The 18,171-nt window shown below is 69.0% G+C and carries 11 protein-coding genes, 3 rRNA genes and 1 pseudogene; 10 read left to right on the top strand and 5 right to left on the bottom strand.

Annotation, left to right across the window (positions count from 1 at the left end; translation table 11 throughout):
• The first annotated feature begins 22 nt into the window (after window positions 1-22).
• From OG617_RS31690 to rrf, 7 genes are all read left to right on the top strand, one after another.
• Window positions 23-1,315, top strand: a complete 1,293-nt coding sequence (locus tag OG617_RS31690) for a sensor histidine kinase (protein ID WP_405096549.1) — start codon at window positions 23-25, stop codon at window positions 1,313-1,315.
• Entirely contained in the window at window positions 1,312-1,977 is a 666-nt protein-coding gene (locus tag OG617_RS31685; RefSeq protein WP_405096548.1) for a response regulator, read from the top strand. The genes OG617_RS31690 and OG617_RS31685 overlap by 4 nt, the downstream gene beginning before the upstream one ends.
• A gap of 81 nt (window positions 1,978-2,058) precedes the next feature.
• Window positions 2,059-2,952, top strand: a complete 894-nt coding sequence (locus OG617_RS31680) for an ABC transporter ATP-binding protein (RefSeq protein WP_161691045.1) — start codon at window positions 2,059-2,061, stop codon at window positions 2,950-2,952.
• Window positions 2,949-4,016, top strand: a complete 1,068-nt coding sequence (locus OG617_RS31675) for an ABC transporter permease (protein ID WP_405096547.1) — start codon at window positions 2,949-2,951, stop codon at window positions 4,014-4,016. The genes OG617_RS31680 and OG617_RS31675 overlap by 4 nt, the downstream gene beginning before the upstream one ends.
• A gap of 490 nt (window positions 4,017-4,506) precedes the next feature.
• Window positions 4,507-6,023, top strand: a 16S ribosomal RNA gene (locus OG617_RS31670).
• 379 nt (window positions 6,024-6,402) lie between these two features.
• Window positions 6,403-9,510: ribosomal RNA gene (locus tag OG617_RS31665) — 23S ribosomal RNA — on the top strand.
• Between the two features lie 83 nt (window positions 9,511-9,593).
• Window positions 9,594-9,710, top strand: a 5S ribosomal RNA gene (gene rrf / locus OG617_RS31660).
• Together the 16S, 23S and 5S rRNA genes form the textbook arrangement of a ribosomal RNA operon.
• Window positions 9,711-9,781: 71 nt before the next feature.
• Here rrf and OG617_RS31655 read toward each other — a convergent pair.
• Window positions 9,782-10,039 (bottom strand): annotated as a pseudogene (locus OG617_RS31655) (alpha/beta hydrolase-fold protein); the annotation flags it as partial.
• Window positions 10,040-10,468: 429 nt separating this feature from the next.
• On the opposite strand from OG617_RS31655, the gene OG617_RS31650 reads away from it, so the two are divergent.
• A complete protein-coding gene (locus OG617_RS31650; RefSeq protein ID WP_405096546.1) occupies window positions 10,469-10,723 on the top strand; it encodes a hypothetical protein in 255 nt (84 codons plus the stop codon).
• A gap of 89 nt (window positions 10,724-10,812) precedes the next feature.
• On the top strand, window positions 10,813-11,931 hold the full coding sequence (locus OG617_RS31645) for a DUF4185 domain-containing protein (RefSeq protein ID WP_405096545.1): 1,119 nt from the start codon (window positions 10,813-10,815) through the stop codon (window positions 11,929-11,931).
• A gap of 82 nt (window positions 11,932-12,013) precedes the next feature.
• Here the strand turns inward: OG617_RS31645 and OG617_RS31640 are convergent, their stop codons facing one another.
• Both OG617_RS31640 and OG617_RS31635 read right to left on the bottom strand, forming a co-directional pair.
• A complete protein-coding gene (locus OG617_RS31640; protein ID WP_405096544.1) occupies window positions 12,014-13,579 on the bottom strand; it encodes a WD40 repeat domain-containing protein in 1,566 nt (521 codons plus the stop codon).
• A gap of 113 nt (window positions 13,580-13,692) precedes the next feature.
• A complete protein-coding gene (locus OG617_RS31635; RefSeq protein WP_387024229.1) occupies window positions 13,693-14,313 on the bottom strand; it encodes an L-threonylcarbamoyladenylate synthase in 621 nt (206 codons plus the stop codon).
• A gap of 84 nt (window positions 14,314-14,397) precedes the next feature.
• Here OG617_RS31635 and OG617_RS31630 point away from each other — a divergent pair, with 84 nt between their 5' ends.
• The gene (locus OG617_RS31630) at window positions 14,398-14,799 is read left to right on the top strand and encodes a hypothetical protein (protein WP_405096543.1); all 402 of its coding nucleotides are present in this window, start codon (window positions 14,398-14,400) and stop codon (window positions 14,797-14,799) included.
• On the opposite strand, the gene OG617_RS31625 is transcribed toward OG617_RS31630, so the two are convergent.
• Together OG617_RS31625 and OG617_RS31620 are read right to left on the bottom strand one after the other, a co-directional pair.
• Window positions 14,774-15,070, bottom strand: a complete 297-nt coding sequence (locus tag OG617_RS31625) for an acyl carrier protein (RefSeq protein WP_405096542.1) — start codon at window positions 15,068-15,070, stop codon at window positions 14,774-14,776. The two genes, OG617_RS31630 and OG617_RS31625, sit on opposite strands and share 26 nt — an antisense overlap.
• Window positions 15,070-18,162: a non-ribosomal peptide synthetase gene (locus OG617_RS31620; RefSeq protein ID WP_405096541.1), complete on the bottom strand. Its 3,093-nt coding sequence runs from the start codon at window positions 18,160-18,162 to the stop codon at window positions 15,070-15,072. The genes OG617_RS31625 and OG617_RS31620 overlap by 1 nt, the downstream gene beginning before the upstream one ends.
• Window positions 18,163-18,171: the final 9 nt, after the last annotated feature.

Raw genomic sequence — 18,171 nt, 5'->3', positions numbered from 1 at the left:
GACTCGTGAAAGGGTCCGACGGGTGAACACCGCCCCGAGGACCGCCGACGACGCGTGGCGCCGCCCCGGCCCCACCCCCGAGCAGCAACGACACGACCTGTACATCGGGCTGGCCGTCGCGCTCGTCGCGCTGCTCAACCTCACCCTGACCAGCAGCGCGGGCGTGTTCATGTTCGGCGACCCGCCGTCGTGGCCCGAGCGGCTGCTCTGGTCGGTCGCGGTCACCCTCCCCCTGGCCTGGCGACGCCGCCGGCCCGAGGCGGTCGCCGTGGCCGTCGCGATCGCGTTCATCGCAGGGCAGGTCCGCTCCGCCCCCGAGGCCCAGCTCTCCTCCGGCGCCCTGTTCGCCGCGATCTACACCCTCGGGGCGTGGGGACCCGACCGGCGCCGCTCGCGCGCGATCCGGATCGCCGTCATCGCCGCCATGTTCGCCTGGATCGCCCTGGCGTACGCGGTCGGCTTCTCCAACCTGCCGCCCGGTGCGTTCGCCGACGCCGCCGGCCCGGTGCCACCCGTGCTCGCCGCCATCGTCAACGGCGTGCTGCTCAACGTCCTCATCTTCGGCTTCGCGTACTTCTTCGGCGAGACCGCGTGGACCGCCGCCCGCCGCGAACACCAGCTCGCGGCCCAGGCCGAGCAGCTGCGCCGCTCCCGGGCCGAGGCCCACGAACGCGCCATCCTCACCGAGCGGGTCCGCATCGCCCGCGAGCTGCACGACTCCGTGGCCCACCACGTCTCCGTCATGGGCGTGCAGGCCGCCGCGGCGCGGCGCGTCCTGGACCGCGACGCCGCCAAGGCCCGCACCGCCCTGGGCGCGATCGAGCAGAGCGCCCGCAGCGCCGTCGACGAGCTGCGCCGGATGCTCGGCCTGCTGCGCCAACCCGGCGGCGCGGAACCGGACGAACGGCCCGCGACGACCGGCGTCGACCGGATCCCCGAGCTGCTGGACGGCGCCCGCGCCGCCGGCCTGCGCACCCACGTCGGCGTCTACGGCGACCCCGTCCCGCTGCCCGGCCCCGTCTCGCACACCGCGTACCGGGTCGTGCAGGAGGCCGTCACCAACACCGTCAAACACGCCGGGGCGAGCATGATCGACGTACGGGTCCGCTACCTCGCCAGCCAACTGGAGGTCGACGTCAGCGACGACGGCCGGGCCACCGCCCCGCCCAACCCCGCCGGCATGGGACTGGTCGGCATGCGCGAACGGATCGCCGCCCACGACGGCGAACTGGAGACCGGCCCCCGCACCGGCAGCGGCTTCCGCGTCCGGGCGCGCCTACCGCTGACCAGGCCGACCGTGGGTAGGGCGGCGTGAGCGCCATCCGGGTCCTGCTCGCCGACGACCAGCGCCTCGTCCGCACCGGCTTCCGGGTCATCCTCGAGGTGGAGGACGACATCGAGGTGGTCGGCGAGGCCGCCGACGGAGCGCGGGCCGCCGAACTGGCCGCCACGCTGCGCCCCGACGTCGTCCTGATGGACGTGGAGATGCCGGGCGTGGACGGCCTGGAGGGCACCCGCCGGATCACCGCCGTCCCCGGGGCGCCGGCCGTGCTCATCCTCACCACCTTCGACCGGGACGACTACCTCTTCGCCGCCCTCCAGGCCGGAGCCAGCGGGTTCCTGCTCAAGAACGGCACCCCCGAGGATCTCGTCGACGCCGTACGCATTCTGCACCGCGGCGACGCCCTGCTCGCCCCGGAGATCACCCGACGGGTCATCGCCACCTTCGCCGCCCCGGCCGGCCGCGCGCCCCGGATCGACCCGACCCTGCTCAACGGGCTGACCCCACGCGAGCGCGAGGTGCTGGAGCTACTGGGCCGCGGCGTCACCAACGCCGAGATCGCCGCCGCGCTGTACCTCGGCGAGGCCACGGTGAAGACCCACGTGAGCCGGGTGCTGGCCAAGCTCGGGCTGCGCGACCGCACGCAGGCGGTGGTCTTCGCGTACGAGCACGGGGTGGTACGCCCCGGCGGGTGAGCCGGTCCACCCCGCGGCGGACGCCGGGGTCCGCCTCCGGCCGGACGGCAGGAGACCCCGACGGCGGCTAGCGTCCAACGCGTGATCAATTTGCTCCGCGTCGAGGGGGTCAGTCGCAGCTTCGGCGACCGGCGGGTCCTCACCGACGTCTCCTTCGACGTCCCGGCCGGCCGGATGACCGGCTTCGTCGGCGCCAACGGCGCCGGCAAGACCACCACCATGCGGATCATCCTCGGCGTGCTCGCGGCCGACTCCGGCACCGTCACCTGGCGCGGCGCCCCACTGACCCCGCAGTCCCGCCGCCGCTTCGGCTACCTGCCCGAGGAGCGCGGCCTGTACCCGAAGATGAGCGCCCGCGACCAGCTCGTCTACCTCGGCCGGCTGCACGGCCTGACCGCCGAGCGGGCCCGCGCCAATACCACGGACCTGATCGACCGGGTCGGGCTCGGCGAACGGGCCGGCGACCTGGTGGAGACGCTGTCTCTGGGCAACCAGCAGCGCGCCCAGATCGCCGCCGCCCTGGTCCACGACCCCGACGTGCTGGTGCTCGACGAGCCGTTCTCCGGGCTCGACCCGGCGGCCGTCGACACCCTCGTGACCGTGCTGCGCGAGCGGGCCGCCGCGGGCGTGCCGGTGCTGTTCTCCAGTCACCAGCTCGACGTGGTGGAGCGGCTCTGCGACGACCTGGTGGTCATCGCCGGTGGCGCCGTCCGCGCCGCCGGCCCGCGCGACGAGCTGCGCGCCGCGCACACCCGGCCCCGCTACGAGCTGGTGGCGGACGACGACCTCGGGTGGCTGCGGGACCAGCCCGGAATCACCCTGGTCGACCTCGACGGCGCCCGCGCCGTGTTCGACCTCGCGCCCGGCCACGACGACCAGCGCGTCCTGCACGCCGCGCTGGACCGCGGCCCGGTGCGCGCCTTCCGCCCCGTCGCCCCCTCCCTCGCCGAGATCTTCCGGGAGCTGACCCAGTGACCACCTTCGCCGCCGTCAGCCTGGGCGCCGCCCGCGAGATCCGCGTCAAGCTGCGCGACAAGACCTTCCTGATCAGTACGCTGTTCTTCCTGCTCTTCGCCGCCGGCTCGGCCATCCTCCCGGCCCTGCTCGCCGGCACGCCCACGTCGGTGGCGGTGTCCACGCCGGCTGACGCCGACGCGATGCGCCAGGCCGGCCTGGACGTCCGCCCGGTCGCCGACGACGCAGCCGCCGAGCGGCTGGTCCGCGACGGCGACGTCGACGCGGCGGTGGTCGCCGGCCCGCAGGTCCTCGCCCTCGACGAGCGCCCCGCCGACGTGCTCCGCGCGCTGAGCACCGAGCCGCCGGTGCGGCTGCTGGACCCCGACACCGTGGACCCGGTGGCCGCGTTCCTCGTCCCGCTGGCCTTCGCCATGACGTTCTTCTTCACCTCCCAGCTCTTCGGGGTGCAGATCGCGCAGAGCGTGACTGAGGAGAAGCAGACCCGGATCGTGGAGATCCTCGTGGCCGCCGTGCCGGTCCGGGCGCTGCTCGCCGGCAAGGTGATCGCTGGCGGCGTGCTGGCCCTGGGGCAGATCGCGCTGATCGTCGCAGTGGCGGTCGCCGGCATGCGGATCGCCGACGGTGGGGGCGGGATCCTGCCGCTGCTCGGCCCGGCGCTGGGCTGGTTCGTGCCGTTCTTCGTGATCGGCTTCGTCATGCTCGCCGCGCTGTGGGCCGTCGCCGGCGCGCTGGCCAGCCGGCAGGAGGACATCGCGGGGGTGTCGATGCCGGTCCAGCTCGTGGTGATGCTGCCGTTCTTCGCGGTGATGTTCCTCAACGACAACCCGCTGGCCATGCGGATCCTGTCCTACGTCCCGTTCTCCGCGCCGACGGCGATGCCGCTGCGGCTGTTCACCGGCGACGCCGCCGGCTGGGAGCCGGTGCTGTCGCTGCTGGTGCTGCTGGCCACCACCGCAGCCTGTCTGGCCGGAGGTGCCCGGCTGTACGAGGGCGCCCTGCTGCGGACCAACGGGCGGGTGACGCTGCGTCGGGCATGGCGTGACCGCGAGTCGATCGGCTGAGCGAGGTTCCTGCCGATCGTCGGCCCCCTCCCGAGTACGGGAGGGGGCCGATTTGGCGGGGCTGAGGGGAGGGGGTAATGTTCGGCGCCGGCAGGGAAACGGACGCCAAGTGGGAGACCACGGCGGGCGGCCTGCCGAACTCCAGGAAGTGTCCGACGAAAGTCGGTCACTGAATGGTGCCCGTCAATTGGGTGGAAGCGGGTCGGATCGGGTTACACCGGTTTGACACAGCGGAAATCGGCGGGTAACGTATTAAAAGTGCCCGGCGCGAGAGCGGCGGGTGCGGGTACGGATTGAATGCCCCGGACGGGGCCCTCCTGGTGGGGGTGCTCGGATGGTGTGTGGTTGTTCTTTGAGAACTCAACAGGGTGCTTGATAAGCCAGTGCCAATTATGATTTATACCCCGTACTGGTCGGACTTTAGGGTTTCGGCTGGTTGGGATTCCTTTGGCAACACTTTTTGTTGTCGGGACAGTTTTTCAACAAGTTTTTGTTGGAGAGTTTGATCCTGGCTCAGGACGAACGCTGGCGGCGTGCTTAACACATGCAAGTCGAGCGGAAAGGCCCTTCGGGGTACTCGAGCGGCGAACGGGTGAGTAACACGTGAGCAACCTGCCCTAGGCTTTGGGATAACCCTCGGAAACGGGGGCTAATACCGAATATGACTGCTGGCCGCATGGCTGGTGGTGTAAAGTTTTTCGGCCTGGGATGGGCTCGCGGCCTATCAGCTTGTTGGTGGGGTAATGGCCTACCAAGGCGACGACGGGTAGCCGGCCTGAGAGGGCGACCGGCCACACTGGGACTGAGACACGGCCCAGACTCCTACGGGAGGCAGCAGTGGGGAATATTGCACAATGGGCGGAAGCCTGATGCAGCGACGCCGCGTGAGGGATGACGGCCTTCGGGTTGTAAACCTCTTTCAGCAGGGACGAAGCGAAAGTGACGGTACCTGCAGAAGAAGCACCGGCCAACTACGTGCCAGCAGCCGCGGTAAGACGTAGGGTGCGAGCGTTGTCCGGAATTATTGGGCGTAAAGAGCTCGTAGGCGGCTTGTCGCGTCGACTGTGAAAACCCGCAGCTCAACTGCGGGCCTGCAGTCGATACGGGCAGGCTAGAGTTCGGTAGGGGAGACTGGAATTCCTGGTGTAGCGGTGAAATGCGCAGATATCAGGAGGAACACCGATGGCGAAGGCAGGTCTCTGGGCCGATACTGACGCTGAGGAGCGAAAGCGTGGGGAGCGAACAGGATTAGATACCCTGGTAGTCCACGCTGTAAACGTTGGGCGCTAGGTGTGGGGGACCTCTCCGGTTTCCTGTGCCGCAGCTAACGCATTAAGCGCCCCGCCTGGGGAGTACGGCCGCAAGGCTAAAACTCAAAGGAATTGACGGGGGCCCGCACAAGCGGCGGAGCATGCGGATTAATTCGATGCAACGCGAAGAACCTTACCTGGGTTTGACATGGCCGCAAAACTCGCAGAGATGTGAGGTCCTTCGGGGGCGGTCACAGGTGGTGCATGGCTGTCGTCAGCTCGTGTCGTGAGATGTTGGGTTAAGTCCCGCAACGAGCGCAACCCTCGTTCGATGTTGCCAGCGCGTTATGGCGGGGACTCATCGAAGACTGCCGGGGTCAACTCGGAGGAAGGTGGGGATGACGTCAAGTCATCATGCCCCTTATGTCCAGGGCTTCACGCATGCTACAATGGCCGGTACAATGGGCTGCGATACCGTAAGGTGGAGCGAATCCCAAAAAGCCGGTCTCAGTTCGGATCGGGGTCTGCAACTCGACCCCGTGAAGTCGGAGTCGCTAGTAATCGCAGATCAGCAACGCTGCGGTGAATACGTTCCCGGGCCTTGTACACACCGCCCGTCACGTCACGAAAGTCGGCAACACCCGAAGCCGGTGGCCCAACCCCTTGTGGGAGGGAGCCGTCGAAGGTGGGGCTGGCGATTGGGACGAAGTCGTAACAAGGTAGCCGTACCGGAAGGTGCGGCTGGATCACCTCCTTTCTAAGGAGCACCATCCGTCGAAAGGCGGTATGGAGCCCGCGACCTGCGTATGTCGGGTTGGGGTGCTCAGATGGCGGAGACACTGGTGAGTTTTGCCCTGGCAACGGCCGGGGGACCTAGTACAGCTGCCCTTTTGGGGTGGTGGGAATGGTTCCTTCTGGTGCGGCTGGGGGAGGGCGGAGAGCACCCTGTTGGGTCCTGAAGGAACAACCGTTGTGGTTGTTTTCTTCGGAGCCATTGCCTCGCCTGTGGGTGGGGGTTGGTTGCCAGGCATGGCCTGGTCTCGCATACCGTCGGCGGTTGTCGGGTTTGGTGTGGGGCTGTGGGTTGTGGGTTGGTCGTTTGTTGAGAATTGCACAGTGGACGCGAGCATCTTTGTGGTCAAGTTGTCAAGGGCGAACGGTGGATGCCTTGGCACCAGGAGCCGATGAAGGACGTGGGAGGCCGCGATAGGCCTGGGGGAGCTGTCAACCAAGCTGTGATCCCAGGGTGTCCGAATGGGGAAACCTGGCATCAGTCATGTGATGTCACCCGCACCTGAATACATAGGGTGTGTGGAGGGAACGCGGGGAAGTGAAACATCTCAGTACCCGTAGGAAGAGAAAACAAGAGTGATTCCGTGAGTAGTGGCGAGCGAAAGCGGATCTAGGCTAAACCGGCTGCGTGTGATACCTGTCAGGGGTTGCGTGGTTGGGGTTGTGGGACCTTGCTGAATGAGCTGACACTTGTTCGAGAAGTTATAAAACCAGTTGCTAGCCGAACAGTCTGGAATGGCTGACCGTAGGCGGTGAGAGTCCGGTAGGTGAAAGTGGCTGGTCTTCTGTGGGTGTTCCCGAGTAGCGGCGGACCCCTGTAATCTGCCGTGAATCTGCCAGGACCACCTGGTAAGCCTAAATACTTCCTGGTGACCGATAGCGGACAAGTACCGTGAGGGAATGGTGAAAAGTACCCCGGGAGGGGAGTGAAATAGTACCTGAAACCGTTCGCCTACAATCCGTCGGAGCCTTGCGGGGTGACGGCGTGCCTTTTGAAGAATGAGCCTGCGAGTTAGTGGCATGTGGCGAGGTTAACCCGTGTGGGGGAGCCGTAGCGAAAGCGAGTCTGAATAGGGCGATTCAGTCGCGTGTCCTAGACCCGAAGCGGAGTGATCTAGCCATGGGCAGGCTGAAGCGCGGGTAAGACCGCGTGGAGGGCCGAACCCACCAACGTTGAAAAGTTGGGGGATGACCTGTGGTTAGGGGTGAAAGGCCAATCAAACTCCGTGATAGCTGGTTCTCCCCGAAATGCATTTAGGTGCAGCGTCGCGTGTTTCTTGCCGGAGGTAGAGCACTGGATGGTCTAGGGGGCCCACAAGCTTACCGAAATCAGCCAAACTCCGAATGCCGGTAAGTGAGAGCGCGGCAGTGAGACTGCGGGGGATAAGCTTCGTAGTCGAGAGGGAAACAGCCCAGATCACCAGCTAAGGCCCCTAAGCGTGTGCTAAGTGGAAAAGGATGTGGGGTCGCATAGACAACCAGGAGGTTGGCTTAGAAGCAGCCACCCTTTAAAGAGTGCGTAATAGCTCACTGGTCAAGTGGTTCCGCGCCGACAATGTAGCGGGGCTCAAGCACACCGCCGAAGCTGTGGCATTCATATTTTATCCTCGCTTGGACTTGATTCCTTGTGCAGGTGTGTGGATGGGTAGGGGAGCGTCGTGCCGGGGGTGAAGCAGCGGGGTGACCCAGTTGTGGACGCGGCACGAGTGAGAATGCAGGCATGAGTAGCGAAAGAAGGGTGAGAAACCCTTCCGCCGGATGACCAAGGGTTCCAGGGCCAGGCTAATCCGCCCTGGGTGAGTCGGGACCTAAGGCGAGGCCGAGAGGCGTAGTCGATGGACAACGGGTTGATATTCCCGTACCCGCGAAAGAACGCCCATGATGAACCTTGTTGTGCTAACCATGTGATCTTGGGGCGGTCTTCGGACTTAACTGGGTGAGTGTGGGAACCTGGCGGGTAGTAGTCAAGCGATGGGGTGACGCAGGAAGGTAGCTGAGCCCGGCCGGTGGTTGTGCCGGGGTAAGCGTGTAGGCCGTACCGTAGGCAAATCCGCGGTGCATTAAGGCTGAGACGTGATGCCGAGCCGATTCAGGTGAAGTCAGTGATCCTATGCTGCCGAGAAAAGCCTCTAGCGAGTTCTTAGCGGCCCGTACCCCAAACCGACACAGGTGGTCAGGTAGAGAATACCGAGGCGATCGGGCGAACTGTGGTTAAGGAACTCGGCAAATTGCCCCCGTAACTTAGGGAGAAGGGGGGCCGGAGACGTGAAGCCCCTTGCGGGTGGAGCGTTGTATGGCCGCAGAGAGCAGGGGGAAGCGACTGTTTACTAAAAACACAGGTCCATGCGAAGAAGTAATTCGATGTATATGGACTGACGCCTGCCCGGTGCTGGAACGTTAAGGGGACCTGTTAGCTCTTCGGGGCGAAGCGGAGAACTTAAGCGCCAGTAAACGGCGGTGGTAACTATAACCATCCTAAGGTAGCGAAATTCCTTGTCGGGTAAGTTCCGACCTGCACGAATGGCGTAACGACTTCCCCACTGTCTCAACCACAGGCCCGGCGAAATTGCATTACGAGTAAAGATGCTCGTTACGCGCGGCAGGACGGAAAGACCCCGGGACCTTTACTATAGCTTGACATTGGTATCCGAATTAGCTTGTGTAGGATAGGTGGGAGCCGGTGAAGTCCATACGCCAGTATGGGTGGAGGCAATCTTGAAATACCACTCTGGTTGATTTGGGTTTCTAACTTCGGGCCGTTATCCGGTTCAGGGACAGTGTCTGGTGGGTAGTTTAACTGGGGCGGTTGCCTCCTAAAAGGTAACGGAGGCGCCCAAAGGTTCCCTCAGCCTGGTTGGCAATCAGGTGTTGAGTGCAAGTACACAAGGGAGCTTGACTGTGAGACTGACAGGTCGAGCAGGGACGAAAGTCGGGACTAGTGATCCGGCACTTGCGAGTGGAAGCGGTGTCGCTCAACGGATAAAAGGTACCCCGGGGATAACAGGCTGATCTTCCCCAAGAGTCCATATCGACGGGATGGTTTGGCACCTCGATGTCGGCTCGTCGCATCCTGGGGCTGTAGCAGGTCCCAAGGGTTGGGCTGTTCGCCCATTAAAGCGGTACGCGAGCTGGGTTTAGAACGTCGTGAGACAGTTCGGTCCCTATCCGCCGTGCGCGTAGGATACTTGAGAAGGGCTGTCCCTAGTACGAGAGGACCGGGACGGACGAACCTCTGGTGTGCCAGTTGTCCCGCCAGGGGCACGGCTGGTTAGCTACGTTCGGAAGGGATAACCGCTGAAAGCATCTAAGCGGGAAGCCTGCTTCAAGATGAGGTATCCCACCCACTTTTGTGGGGTAAGGCCCCCAGCTAGACTACTGGGTTGATAGGCCGGAAATGTAAGCTCGGTAACGGGTTGAGTTGACCGGTACTAATAGGCCGAGGACTTGACTACTAAGCTGCTACGCGTCCACTGTGCAACTCTCGACAAATGAACAACAGACCAGTTGCTGGTGTTGTTTGATATGTCGATAGAGTTACGGCGGTCATGGCGGAGGGGAAACGCCCGGTTACATTCCGAACCCGGAAGCTAAGCCCTCCAGCGCCGATGGTACTGCACTCGGGAGGGTGTGGGAGAGTAGGACACCGCCGGACACCTTTCAAAAAGGGCCACCCCCATAGGGGGTGGCCCTTTTTGTGTCTACGGCCGAGCGGGCGGGGCCGGATCAGCCGGCACGACGGAGGCGACCGAGCATTCCGTTGAGGTCCTGGACGAAAAGCTCGTGGCGGAAGTAGTGCCCGCCGGGAACCTCGCGCCACTCGTGCGGGATCCCCGCCTGACCGAGAGCCGCCCGGAACTCGCGCTGGCCGGCCAGCTCCTGGGTCTCGTTCACCGGGTCAGGGGAGGTGCCGGCGGCAAGGAAGATCCGCTTGTTGTGGTAGCTCCCGATGCGCTGCACCGGGTTGTCGGCGTTGGCCCGCGCCGTCGGTGTTGCAGGTGAAGGTGACGATGTCGTCTTTGCCGTCGCCGTTGATGTCACCGACGCGGGGTTGTTCGTTGCCGACGGCGAAGAGGTCGTGCGCGGGATCGGGTCATGTGTCGCCTAGGCGGGCGGGCTCCTGGACGGTGCCACTGGCGGAGGTGGAGCCAACGCGTTCGATTGCGGTCAATACCCCAGGTCACGGCCGAGCGTGGCACGACACTCCGTCGGCCAGTATTCGCGCAGGTGGGAGGCAATATCCAGGACTCCACCTGCCCGAAAGTTTCTTCCTTGACTGCGTCGTCAAGTGGCCGTAAGTTTCATCCACATATCGATATGCGCCTTAATTTTTGTCCGCCGCCCGCCCTCGCCTCCGGGACTGCGGCCCCGCCGCCACCCGGACCACCACTCCCCGCTTCCCGGAGGGCCGTCATGGACACTCCCACCCGAACGTCCACCGTCTTCCCCCTCGCGGCCCGGCTCACCGCCGCCGTCGCCGTCACGCTGGCGGTGACCGCCCCGGTCACACCCGCGGTCACCTGCGACCGCGACAACCCCGGCTACACCGCCGGTCAGGTCGCGCAGTGCGTCCAACGCTCCGGCTTCCCCGACCGCTACGACCAGTCACAGGCCAAGGCCCGTTCACTGCTCGCCGAAGCGCCCCCCTCTGAACCCACCCCCCTCTGAACCCACCCTCGTCTGAGTCGCCTCGCCGTCGTTTCCCGGGGAGGCACCGAGCGCGCCCGGCCGGACCGGCCGGGCGGGAAGGACCTGACATGGCACTCGACCGTCGTGCATTCCTCGGCAGGGTCGCCGCGGTCGCCACGGCCTCGGCCGTCGCGCCGGCCCTGGCTCTCCCCGGCCCGGCCCAGGCCGCCACCTGGAAGAAACGCCTCACCGGCGCCGACCTGGACACCAACAGCCGGTGGCAGGTCGCCGGCACGGACTTGGGCATCCCGTACGTGCTGGAGAACGGCTCGATCGGGTACCTCTTCGGCGACACCTTCAACACCCCGTGGCCCGAGGGTCCGCCGCTGCCCAACGACTGGCGGTCCCCGGTGATGCTGCGCTCCAACGTCCACCCCGGTGCGCCCGGGGGGATCGTCTTCGACAGCGCCGCGCGGGTGGCCGGCAACGGCCGGGCCCCCGAGATCATGCACAACGGTCACCACGGGATCGGGATCGACGGCCTGTGGGAGGTCAGTGTCATCCCCAACGACGGGATCAGCTTCCCCGAGACCGGCCGCCAACTGATCTCCTACATGAGCATCGAGAACTGGGACTCCGTCGGTCCCGCCGGCCCGCACTGGCGTTCGCGCTACGCCGGCCTGGCCTATTCCGACAACGGCAACGACTTCGTCCGGACGCCGCTGAAGTGGTGGAACAACGGCAACAACACCGACCCGTTCCAGATGTGGACGATGCAGCGCGACGGGGACTGGGTCTACGTCTTCTCCGTCCGCGCGGGTCGCCAGGACGGCCCGATGATGCTGCGCCGGGTCCGCTGGGACCGGCTGTTCTACCCCGAGTCGTACGAGGGCTGGGGCTGGAACGGCAGCAACTGGGGCTGGGGCAGGCCCTGCACCCCGATCCTCACCGGCCGGTTCGGCGAGCCGTCGGTACGCAGGCTGCACGACGGGACCTGGGTCATGTCCTACGTCAACTGCGTGACCGGCTGCATCGTCACCCGCACAGCCGGCGGGCCGGACCAGGTGTGGACCGCCGAGAAGATCCAGGTGTTCCCGTGGCAGGAGCCCGCGCTGTACGGCGGCTTCATCCACCCCTGGTCCGGCAGGAACGCCAACGAACTTCACCTGATGGTCTCGAAGTGGACCAGGGGGCTCGACAACCGCAGCACCGCCTACCACGTCAGCCAGTTCGTCGGATCCCTCTGAACCACCCGAGGCCGCTGGGCGGCGACGGGGTGCCGTCGTCCGCCCGGCGTCACTCGACACGGGACCGAATCGCGGTGGTCGGTCAGGAGGCGCCTTCCGGCGCGGCGAGGGACCGCAGCGCCGGCCGGAGGCGGATCTGCTCGACCGCACGGTCGTAACCGGCGAGCATCAGGAACGAGTCGTCGCCGGCGCCGACCTGGCACATCGACCGGATCCAACCCGTCGAGCCGGTCAGCAGGCCCAGCAGCGACCCGGTGCCCAACGAGCCCCGGCGCGTCCCGCTCGCCGGATCCCACAGGGTGACGCCGATGCCGTCCCCGGCCGCGGCGAGGAGCACCTCGCCGTCCAGCTCCACCGTGCAGAGCGCATAGCGGGGGGCCTCGTCGTCGAAGGAGCCGAGGCGCTCGCCGCCGTCGGGGTCCCACAGGACCACGGTGCCGTCGCCGGCCGCCGAGGCGAGCCGGGTCACGCCGTCGACGGTGACCGCGCAGACGGCGTTGACGCCGCCCTGCTGGGCGCCCAGGTGGCGGACCAGTCGCCCGTCGGCCGGGTCCCACAACCGGACGGTGCCGTCGGAGTACCCGGCGGCGAGCAGGGTCCGACCGTCCACCGGCACGGTGCACAGCGCCCGGACGACGACCCACCGTGCCTGCCGGCCGATGACCCGCACCTGGCGGCCTGTCTCCGGTTCCCAGATCCGGATCCGGCGGTCGTCCCCGCCGGAGGCGAGCAGGACGGTGTCGCCGACCGGCACGGCGCACAGGGCGTTCACCGGGCCCAGGTGCCCGGCGAGGGCGTGCACCGGCTGGCCGGTCTCGGGGTCCCACAGGTGCACGGCGTCGCCGTAGCCGGCGGAGGCGAGCAGCACCCGTCGCGGTGTCTCGATCGCGCAGGCGGCCCGCACCAGGCCGGGGGTGAGGCGGTCGAGGAGCCGGCGGAGCCTGTCGGGGGTCGGGTCCGGCAGCAGGCCCGACAGGTCGGCGAGCACGCCGCCGGAGCCCATCGTCCGCAGGTGCTCGCCGGCGCCCGGGTCGCCGATCCCGACAAGGTGCCCGATGCCGCCGTACGCGGCCCGCTCGCGGCCGCCCACGGTCACCGGCGTCACGCAGGCGTGCCACGGCCTGGTCCACGCCAGGGTCGTGCCCGCGACGAGGGTGCCTCCCGCGACGAGGCCGCCCAGCAGCGCGCCGGGCCACCGGTGCGCCGACTGCACGCCCGGCACCACCTCGACGGCGGCGAGGTACCAGGCTGCCGGCACCACGAACCGCGCCGCGAGCCGGGCCACGCCGAGGACGTCCGGCGGGAACGGCTCCGCCCGCAGTGCGCGATCACCGCCGCGCAGCAGCGAGAACAGCACCGCCAGCGTCACCAGGATCCCCCCGACGACCGCCGCCGGGCCGGGCTCGTCGGTGAACGCGGCCAGCAGGACGAACGCGACGGCGGTCGAGAGGAACCCGCGGATCCACGGCGCCGTCCGGGAGAAGGCGACCCGGGACAGGCCCAGGGTCAGGGCCGAGCCGAGCGCCGTCACCACCGCTACCGCCGCCAGCGGCCAGAATCCGTCGACCCGCAGGGCGTCCGGTTGTGACCATCGCACCGCGATCAGCACCAGCAGCGTCGCGGCGACCGGCAGGATGAGTCGCACCATCAGATGACCTCACAGTCCGCGTCCCCGGCCCGGCCAGGGATCGATGAGCTTTGAGCGAATGCCGGTCCGATTGTGCCGAACGGCCGCCACCGTGCGGCGGCGGGCCGGTCACCCTACGCGAAGCGGGACGGGTCTCCCGCACCGACGCGGACGACCTCGGGTTCGCCGTCGGAGAAGTCGACCACCGTGGTCGGCTCGGTGCCGCAGTCACCGGAGTCGACGACCGCGTCGACGACGTGGTCGAGGCGTTCCTTGATCTCCCAGCCCTGGGTCATCGGTTCGGCGTCTCCGGGCAGCAGCAGCGTGCTCGACAGCAGCGGCTCGCCCAGTTCGGTGAGCAGCGCCTGGACGACGGAGTGCTCGGGGATGCGGACGCCGACGGTCTTCTTCTTCGGGTGCAGCAGCCGGCGGGGCACCTCCTTCGTGGCGGGCAGGATGAAGGTGTAGCTGCCGGGGGTGGCCGCCTTCACGGCGCGGAACACGGCGTTGCCGAGGTGGACGAACTGGCCGAGCTGCGCGAAGTCCCGGCACACCAGGGTGAAGTGGTGGCCGCTGTCGAGGTGGCGGATCTCCCTGATCCGGTCCATGCCCTCCTTGTTGCCCAGCCGGCAGCCCAGGGCGAAGCACGAGTCGGTCGGGTAGGCGATCAACCCGTCCCCCCGGACGAGGTCGACCACCTGGCGGATCGTCCGGGGCTGCGGGTTGTCGGGGTGCACGTCGTAGTACTTCGCCATGGCGGAAGCTTAGGCCGACGCCTGGCTGTGTCGTCTTCCTGACAGTGTCCGATCCCCTTGCAGGTAGACCTCCATCGTTGTTCCATGGTGCTTCGACCGCCCCGCGCCGGTGGGTACGACGGCGTGCTGCGCCGCCCCCCGATGCCCGGCCCCGTGCTGGCCACCGTGCTCGTCTTCGCGCTCCTGACACTGCTGTTCGCGCTGGCGACGGTGCACCGGCTGCTGGCCGAGGACGGCTCCCTGGGCGCCGCCGTGTTCTTCGCCGCCATGGCCGTCACCTGCGCCTTCGTGGCGTTCAGCCTGTCCGGTCGCCGCCCCTGGGCGGCCTACCCGGCGTACGTGTCGTCCGGGCTGTTCGCCGTGGCCTCGCTCGGGATGTTCGGTGCGATCACCATCGTCGGGGTCGGCCTGCTGGCCTGGGTGCTGTGGGCCCTGAACTCCCGGTCCGCCCGGGAGTGGCTCAGCGGCCGTCACCGGCTGCGCTGAGCTGAGCAGCGCCGCCCGCGTCGTCCGGGCGGGCCGCCTCGACGACCGCCACCAGGTCGTCGAGGGTGTCCAGCCGGTGGCCGGGCTCGGTCAGCTCGACCTCCACGCCGTACTCCAGCTCGATCGCGTCGACCAGGCGCAGCAGGCCGAGGGAGTCGACGCCGAGGGCGACCAGCGACCCGCCGCCGAGCACGTCGGCGGCCGGCACGTCACCCCCGGTGGCCTCGCTGACCAGTGCGGCGACCCGCGTGCGAAGCTCGGTGGCACCCATCAGAGTTCCTTTCCGGACTGTCGGACGATCTCGGCGATCTCCGCGATCGTAGGGGTGTCGAAGAAGGCGTCGAGCGGCACCTCGACGCCGAGCCGCTGCTGGATCCGGCCGCTGATCCGGGTGATGGTCAGAGAGTGCCCGCCCAGGTCGAACAGGTCCTCGTGCACGCCGATGTCGGGGATCTTCAGCACGTCCTGCCAGATCTCGCGCAGCGTCTCCACCACCGGGTCGCCGGCCTCCCCGGGCGGGGCGGGGGCCGCCGCGACCGGGTCGGCCCGGGGCGCCGGGGCGGGCAGCGCCCCCCGGTCGACCTTGCCGTTGGGGCTCAGCGGGAGCCGGTCCAGCAGCACCCAGTCGGTGGGCAGCACGGCCGTCGGCAGGCTCAGCGCCAGGTGCCGGCGCAGGTCCGCCGGGTCCGCGACCGCGCCGGCCCGGGCCACCACGTACGCCACCAGGCGGGCCTCGCCGTCGCTGTCGGCGCGCAGCGCCGTGGTGGCCTGCGCCACCGCCGGGTGCTCCAGCAGCCGGGCGTCGACCTCACCCAGCTCGATCCGGTGCCCCCGGATCTTGACCTGGTCGTCGGCCCGGCCGAGGAAGTCGATCCGGCCGTCCGGCAGCCACCGGCACCGGTCGCCGGTGCGGTAGAGCCCCCCGCCGCCGAACGGGTCCGGCACGAACCGCTCGGCGGTCAGGTCGTCGCGCCCGAGGTAGCCGTCGGCCAGCCCGGCGCCGGCCAGGTACAGCTCGCCGGGCACCCCGACCGGCACCGGCCGCAGCGCCTTGTCCAGCAGGTACGCCCGCACGTTCGGCAGCGGGCGGCCGATGGTCACCTCGGCCGGGTCGGCGGGGACGTCGGCGGTGGTGGCGTAGATCGTCGCCTCGGTCGGGCCGTACCCGTTGACCAGCCGGGTGGTGCGGGCCCGCAGCTCCCGGGCCAGGGTGACCGGCAGGGCCTCCCCGCCGGCGAGGGCGACCAGCGGGCCCGCCGCGTCCAGGCCCGCCTCCAGCAGCACCCGCCACCCGGACGGGGTGGCCTGGACGTGGGTCACCCCGGCGTCGCGGGCCAGCCGCAGCACCCCGGCGCCGTCCAGCGCGCTCACCGCCGAGGCGACGACCACCCGGCCGCCGGTGACCAGCGGCAGGAACACCTCCACCGCGGAGATGTCGAACGACGGCGAGGTCAGGTGCAGCCAGCGGTGCCCGGGCCGGCTGTCCAGCAGGTCCCGCATTCCCAGCAGCAGGTTGGCCAGCGCGCCGTGGCGCACCGCGACGCCCTTCGGCCGGCCGGTGGAACCGGAGGTGTACAGCACGTACGCCAGGTCTGCGGCGGTCGGCGCGTCGGTGTCCCGGGTCGGGACCGGGCCCGCGAGGTCCCGCGCCGGGTCCGGGCCGGCGAGCAGGTCCACTCCGTCCAGGGCGAGCTCGGGCCGGGCGTCCTGTGTTCCGCCGGAGGCGGTCACCACCAGCGCCGGGTCGGCGTCGGCGAGCACCAGGTCCCGCCGGGCCGGCGGGTGGCCGGGGTCGACCGGCAGGTACGCGGCCCGCCGGCGCAGCACCGCCAGCATCGTCACCACCGTCCGCCAGGACCGGTCCAGCGCGACCGCGACCAGCGACCCGGCACCGACGCCGCGCTCGCGCAGCAGCACCGCGAGCCGGGCGCTGGCGGTGTCGAGCCGGGCGTAGCTGAGCGTGACGTCGCCGTCGACGACGGCCACCGCGTCCGGGTCCGCGGCGACCCGGGCCGCGAACAGCTCGGGCACGGTGTCGCCGGGGTACGCCCGCGCGGTGTCGTTCCAGCCCTCGGTGACCCGGTGCAGCTCGTCGGCGGGCAGCACCGGCAGGTCGCCGACCTGCCGCCCGGGGTCGGCGACCACGGCGGCGAGCAGGGTGCGCAGGTGGGCGCCGATCCGGGTGACCGCGTCGGTGTCGATGGCGGCGGGGCTGTGCTGGAGGCTCACCGTGATCCCGGTCGGGCCGTCCACGATCTGCACGTGCAGCGCGTTGCGGGCCGCGCCGCCGAACAGCGTCCAGTCCACGCCGGTGGCCACCCCGGGGAAGGCCGGCTCGGCGCCGCGCCGCCGGTAGCCGACCGAGACCCCGGTCAACGCGGGCGCGGGGCGCAGCCCCGACACGGCGTGGGCGAGGGGCACCGCGCGGAACCGGTACAGCTCGCGCAGCCGGGCCCGCACGGCGCGGGCGTGGTCGGCGAACGTGCCGGCGGCCGGGTCGGCGGCGACGGGCAGCTCGTTGACGAACAACCCGACCCGGTCGGCCTGCGCGGGCGTGCGGGTGGACAGCGTGACGCCGACCGGGACGCCCCGGTTGCCGTACCGGGCCAGCAGGGCGTGCACCGCGGCGAGCAGCAGCTCGAACCGGGTCACCCCGAGCGCCCCGGCGGCCCGGCCCACGCCGTCGGCCAGGCCGGCGGGCAGGTCGACGTCCACGGCGGCGCCCGGTTCCGCGCCCGTGGGCAGCCGGCGCAGGCCGGGCAGCACCACGTCGCCCGGGCCGGACCAGTGCCGCTCCCAGTACGCGCGGGCCGCCGGCAGGTCGACCGCGACGCGTTCCCGCTCGGCGGACGCGTCCCCGGCGTACCCGTCGAAGTTGGGCGCGGCCCGCGCCGGGAGGTCGGCGAGCGCGGCGGCGTACGCGTCGGCCAGGTCCCGGGCCAACACGTCCTTGGACATCCCGTCGAACCCCAGGTGGTGGACGGTGACCAGCAGCAGGTGCCGGCCGTCGGCGGCGGTGAGCAGCGTGAACCGGGACAGCGGGCCGACCCGCAGGTCGTGGGGGCGGGCCAGCTCCTGCGCGACCCGGGCGTCGGTCCACTCGCCGAAGGCGACCGCCGGCCGCACGTCGGCCGGCGCGAGCCCGGGGGTGCCGTCGGCCTCGGTGACCACCCGGGTGCCGAGGACCGGGTGCCGGTCGGTCACCGCCGCGCACGCCTCGACGAGGGCCCGGCGGTCCAGGTCGGCGGCGAACCGGACGCCGAGCGCCATGTGGTACGCCGTGCCGGCGACCCCGGCCTGCTCGGTGAACCAGACGGCGTGCTGCGCGTATGTCGCCTCGGCGGTGCCCACATGCTCTCCCATGAATCGCGG

This window comes from Micromonospora sp. NBC_01412, assembly GCF_045040215.1.
Lineage (GTDB): Bacteria > Actinomycetota > Actinomycetes > Mycobacteriales > Micromonosporaceae > Micromonospora > Micromonospora rubida.
This window is presented reverse-complemented; position numbering and strand designations above follow the sequence as displayed.

Excerpts from the sequence above, each read along its gene's own strand:
- OG617_RS31650 (WP_405096546.1), top strand. The coding sequence starts at position 10,469 with ATGGACACTCCCACCCGAACGTCCACCGTCTTCCCCCTCGCGGCCCGG.
- OG617_RS31645 (WP_405096545.1), top strand. The coding sequence starts at position 10,813 with ATGGCACTCGACCGTCGTGCATTCCTCGGCAGGGTCGCCGCGGTCGCC.
- OG617_RS31640 (WP_405096544.1), bottom strand. The coding sequence starts at position 13,579 with ATGGTGCGACTCATCCTGCCGGTCGCCGCGACGCTGCTGGTGCTGATC.
- OG617_RS31635 (WP_387024229.1), bottom strand. The coding sequence starts at position 14,313 with ATGGCGAAGTACTACGACGTGCACCCCGACAACCCGCAGCCCCGGACG.
- OG617_RS31630 (WP_405096543.1), top strand. The coding sequence starts at position 14,398 with ATGGTGCTTCGACCGCCCCGCGCCGGTGGGTACGACGGCGTGCTGCGC.
- OG617_RS31625 (WP_405096542.1), bottom strand. The coding sequence starts at position 15,070 with ATGGGTGCCACCGAGCTTCGCACGCGGGTCGCCGCACTGGTCAGCGAG.
- OG617_RS31620 (WP_405096541.1), bottom strand. The coding sequence starts at position 18,162 with ATGGGAGAGCATGTGGGCACCGCCGAGGCGACATACGCGCAGCACGCC.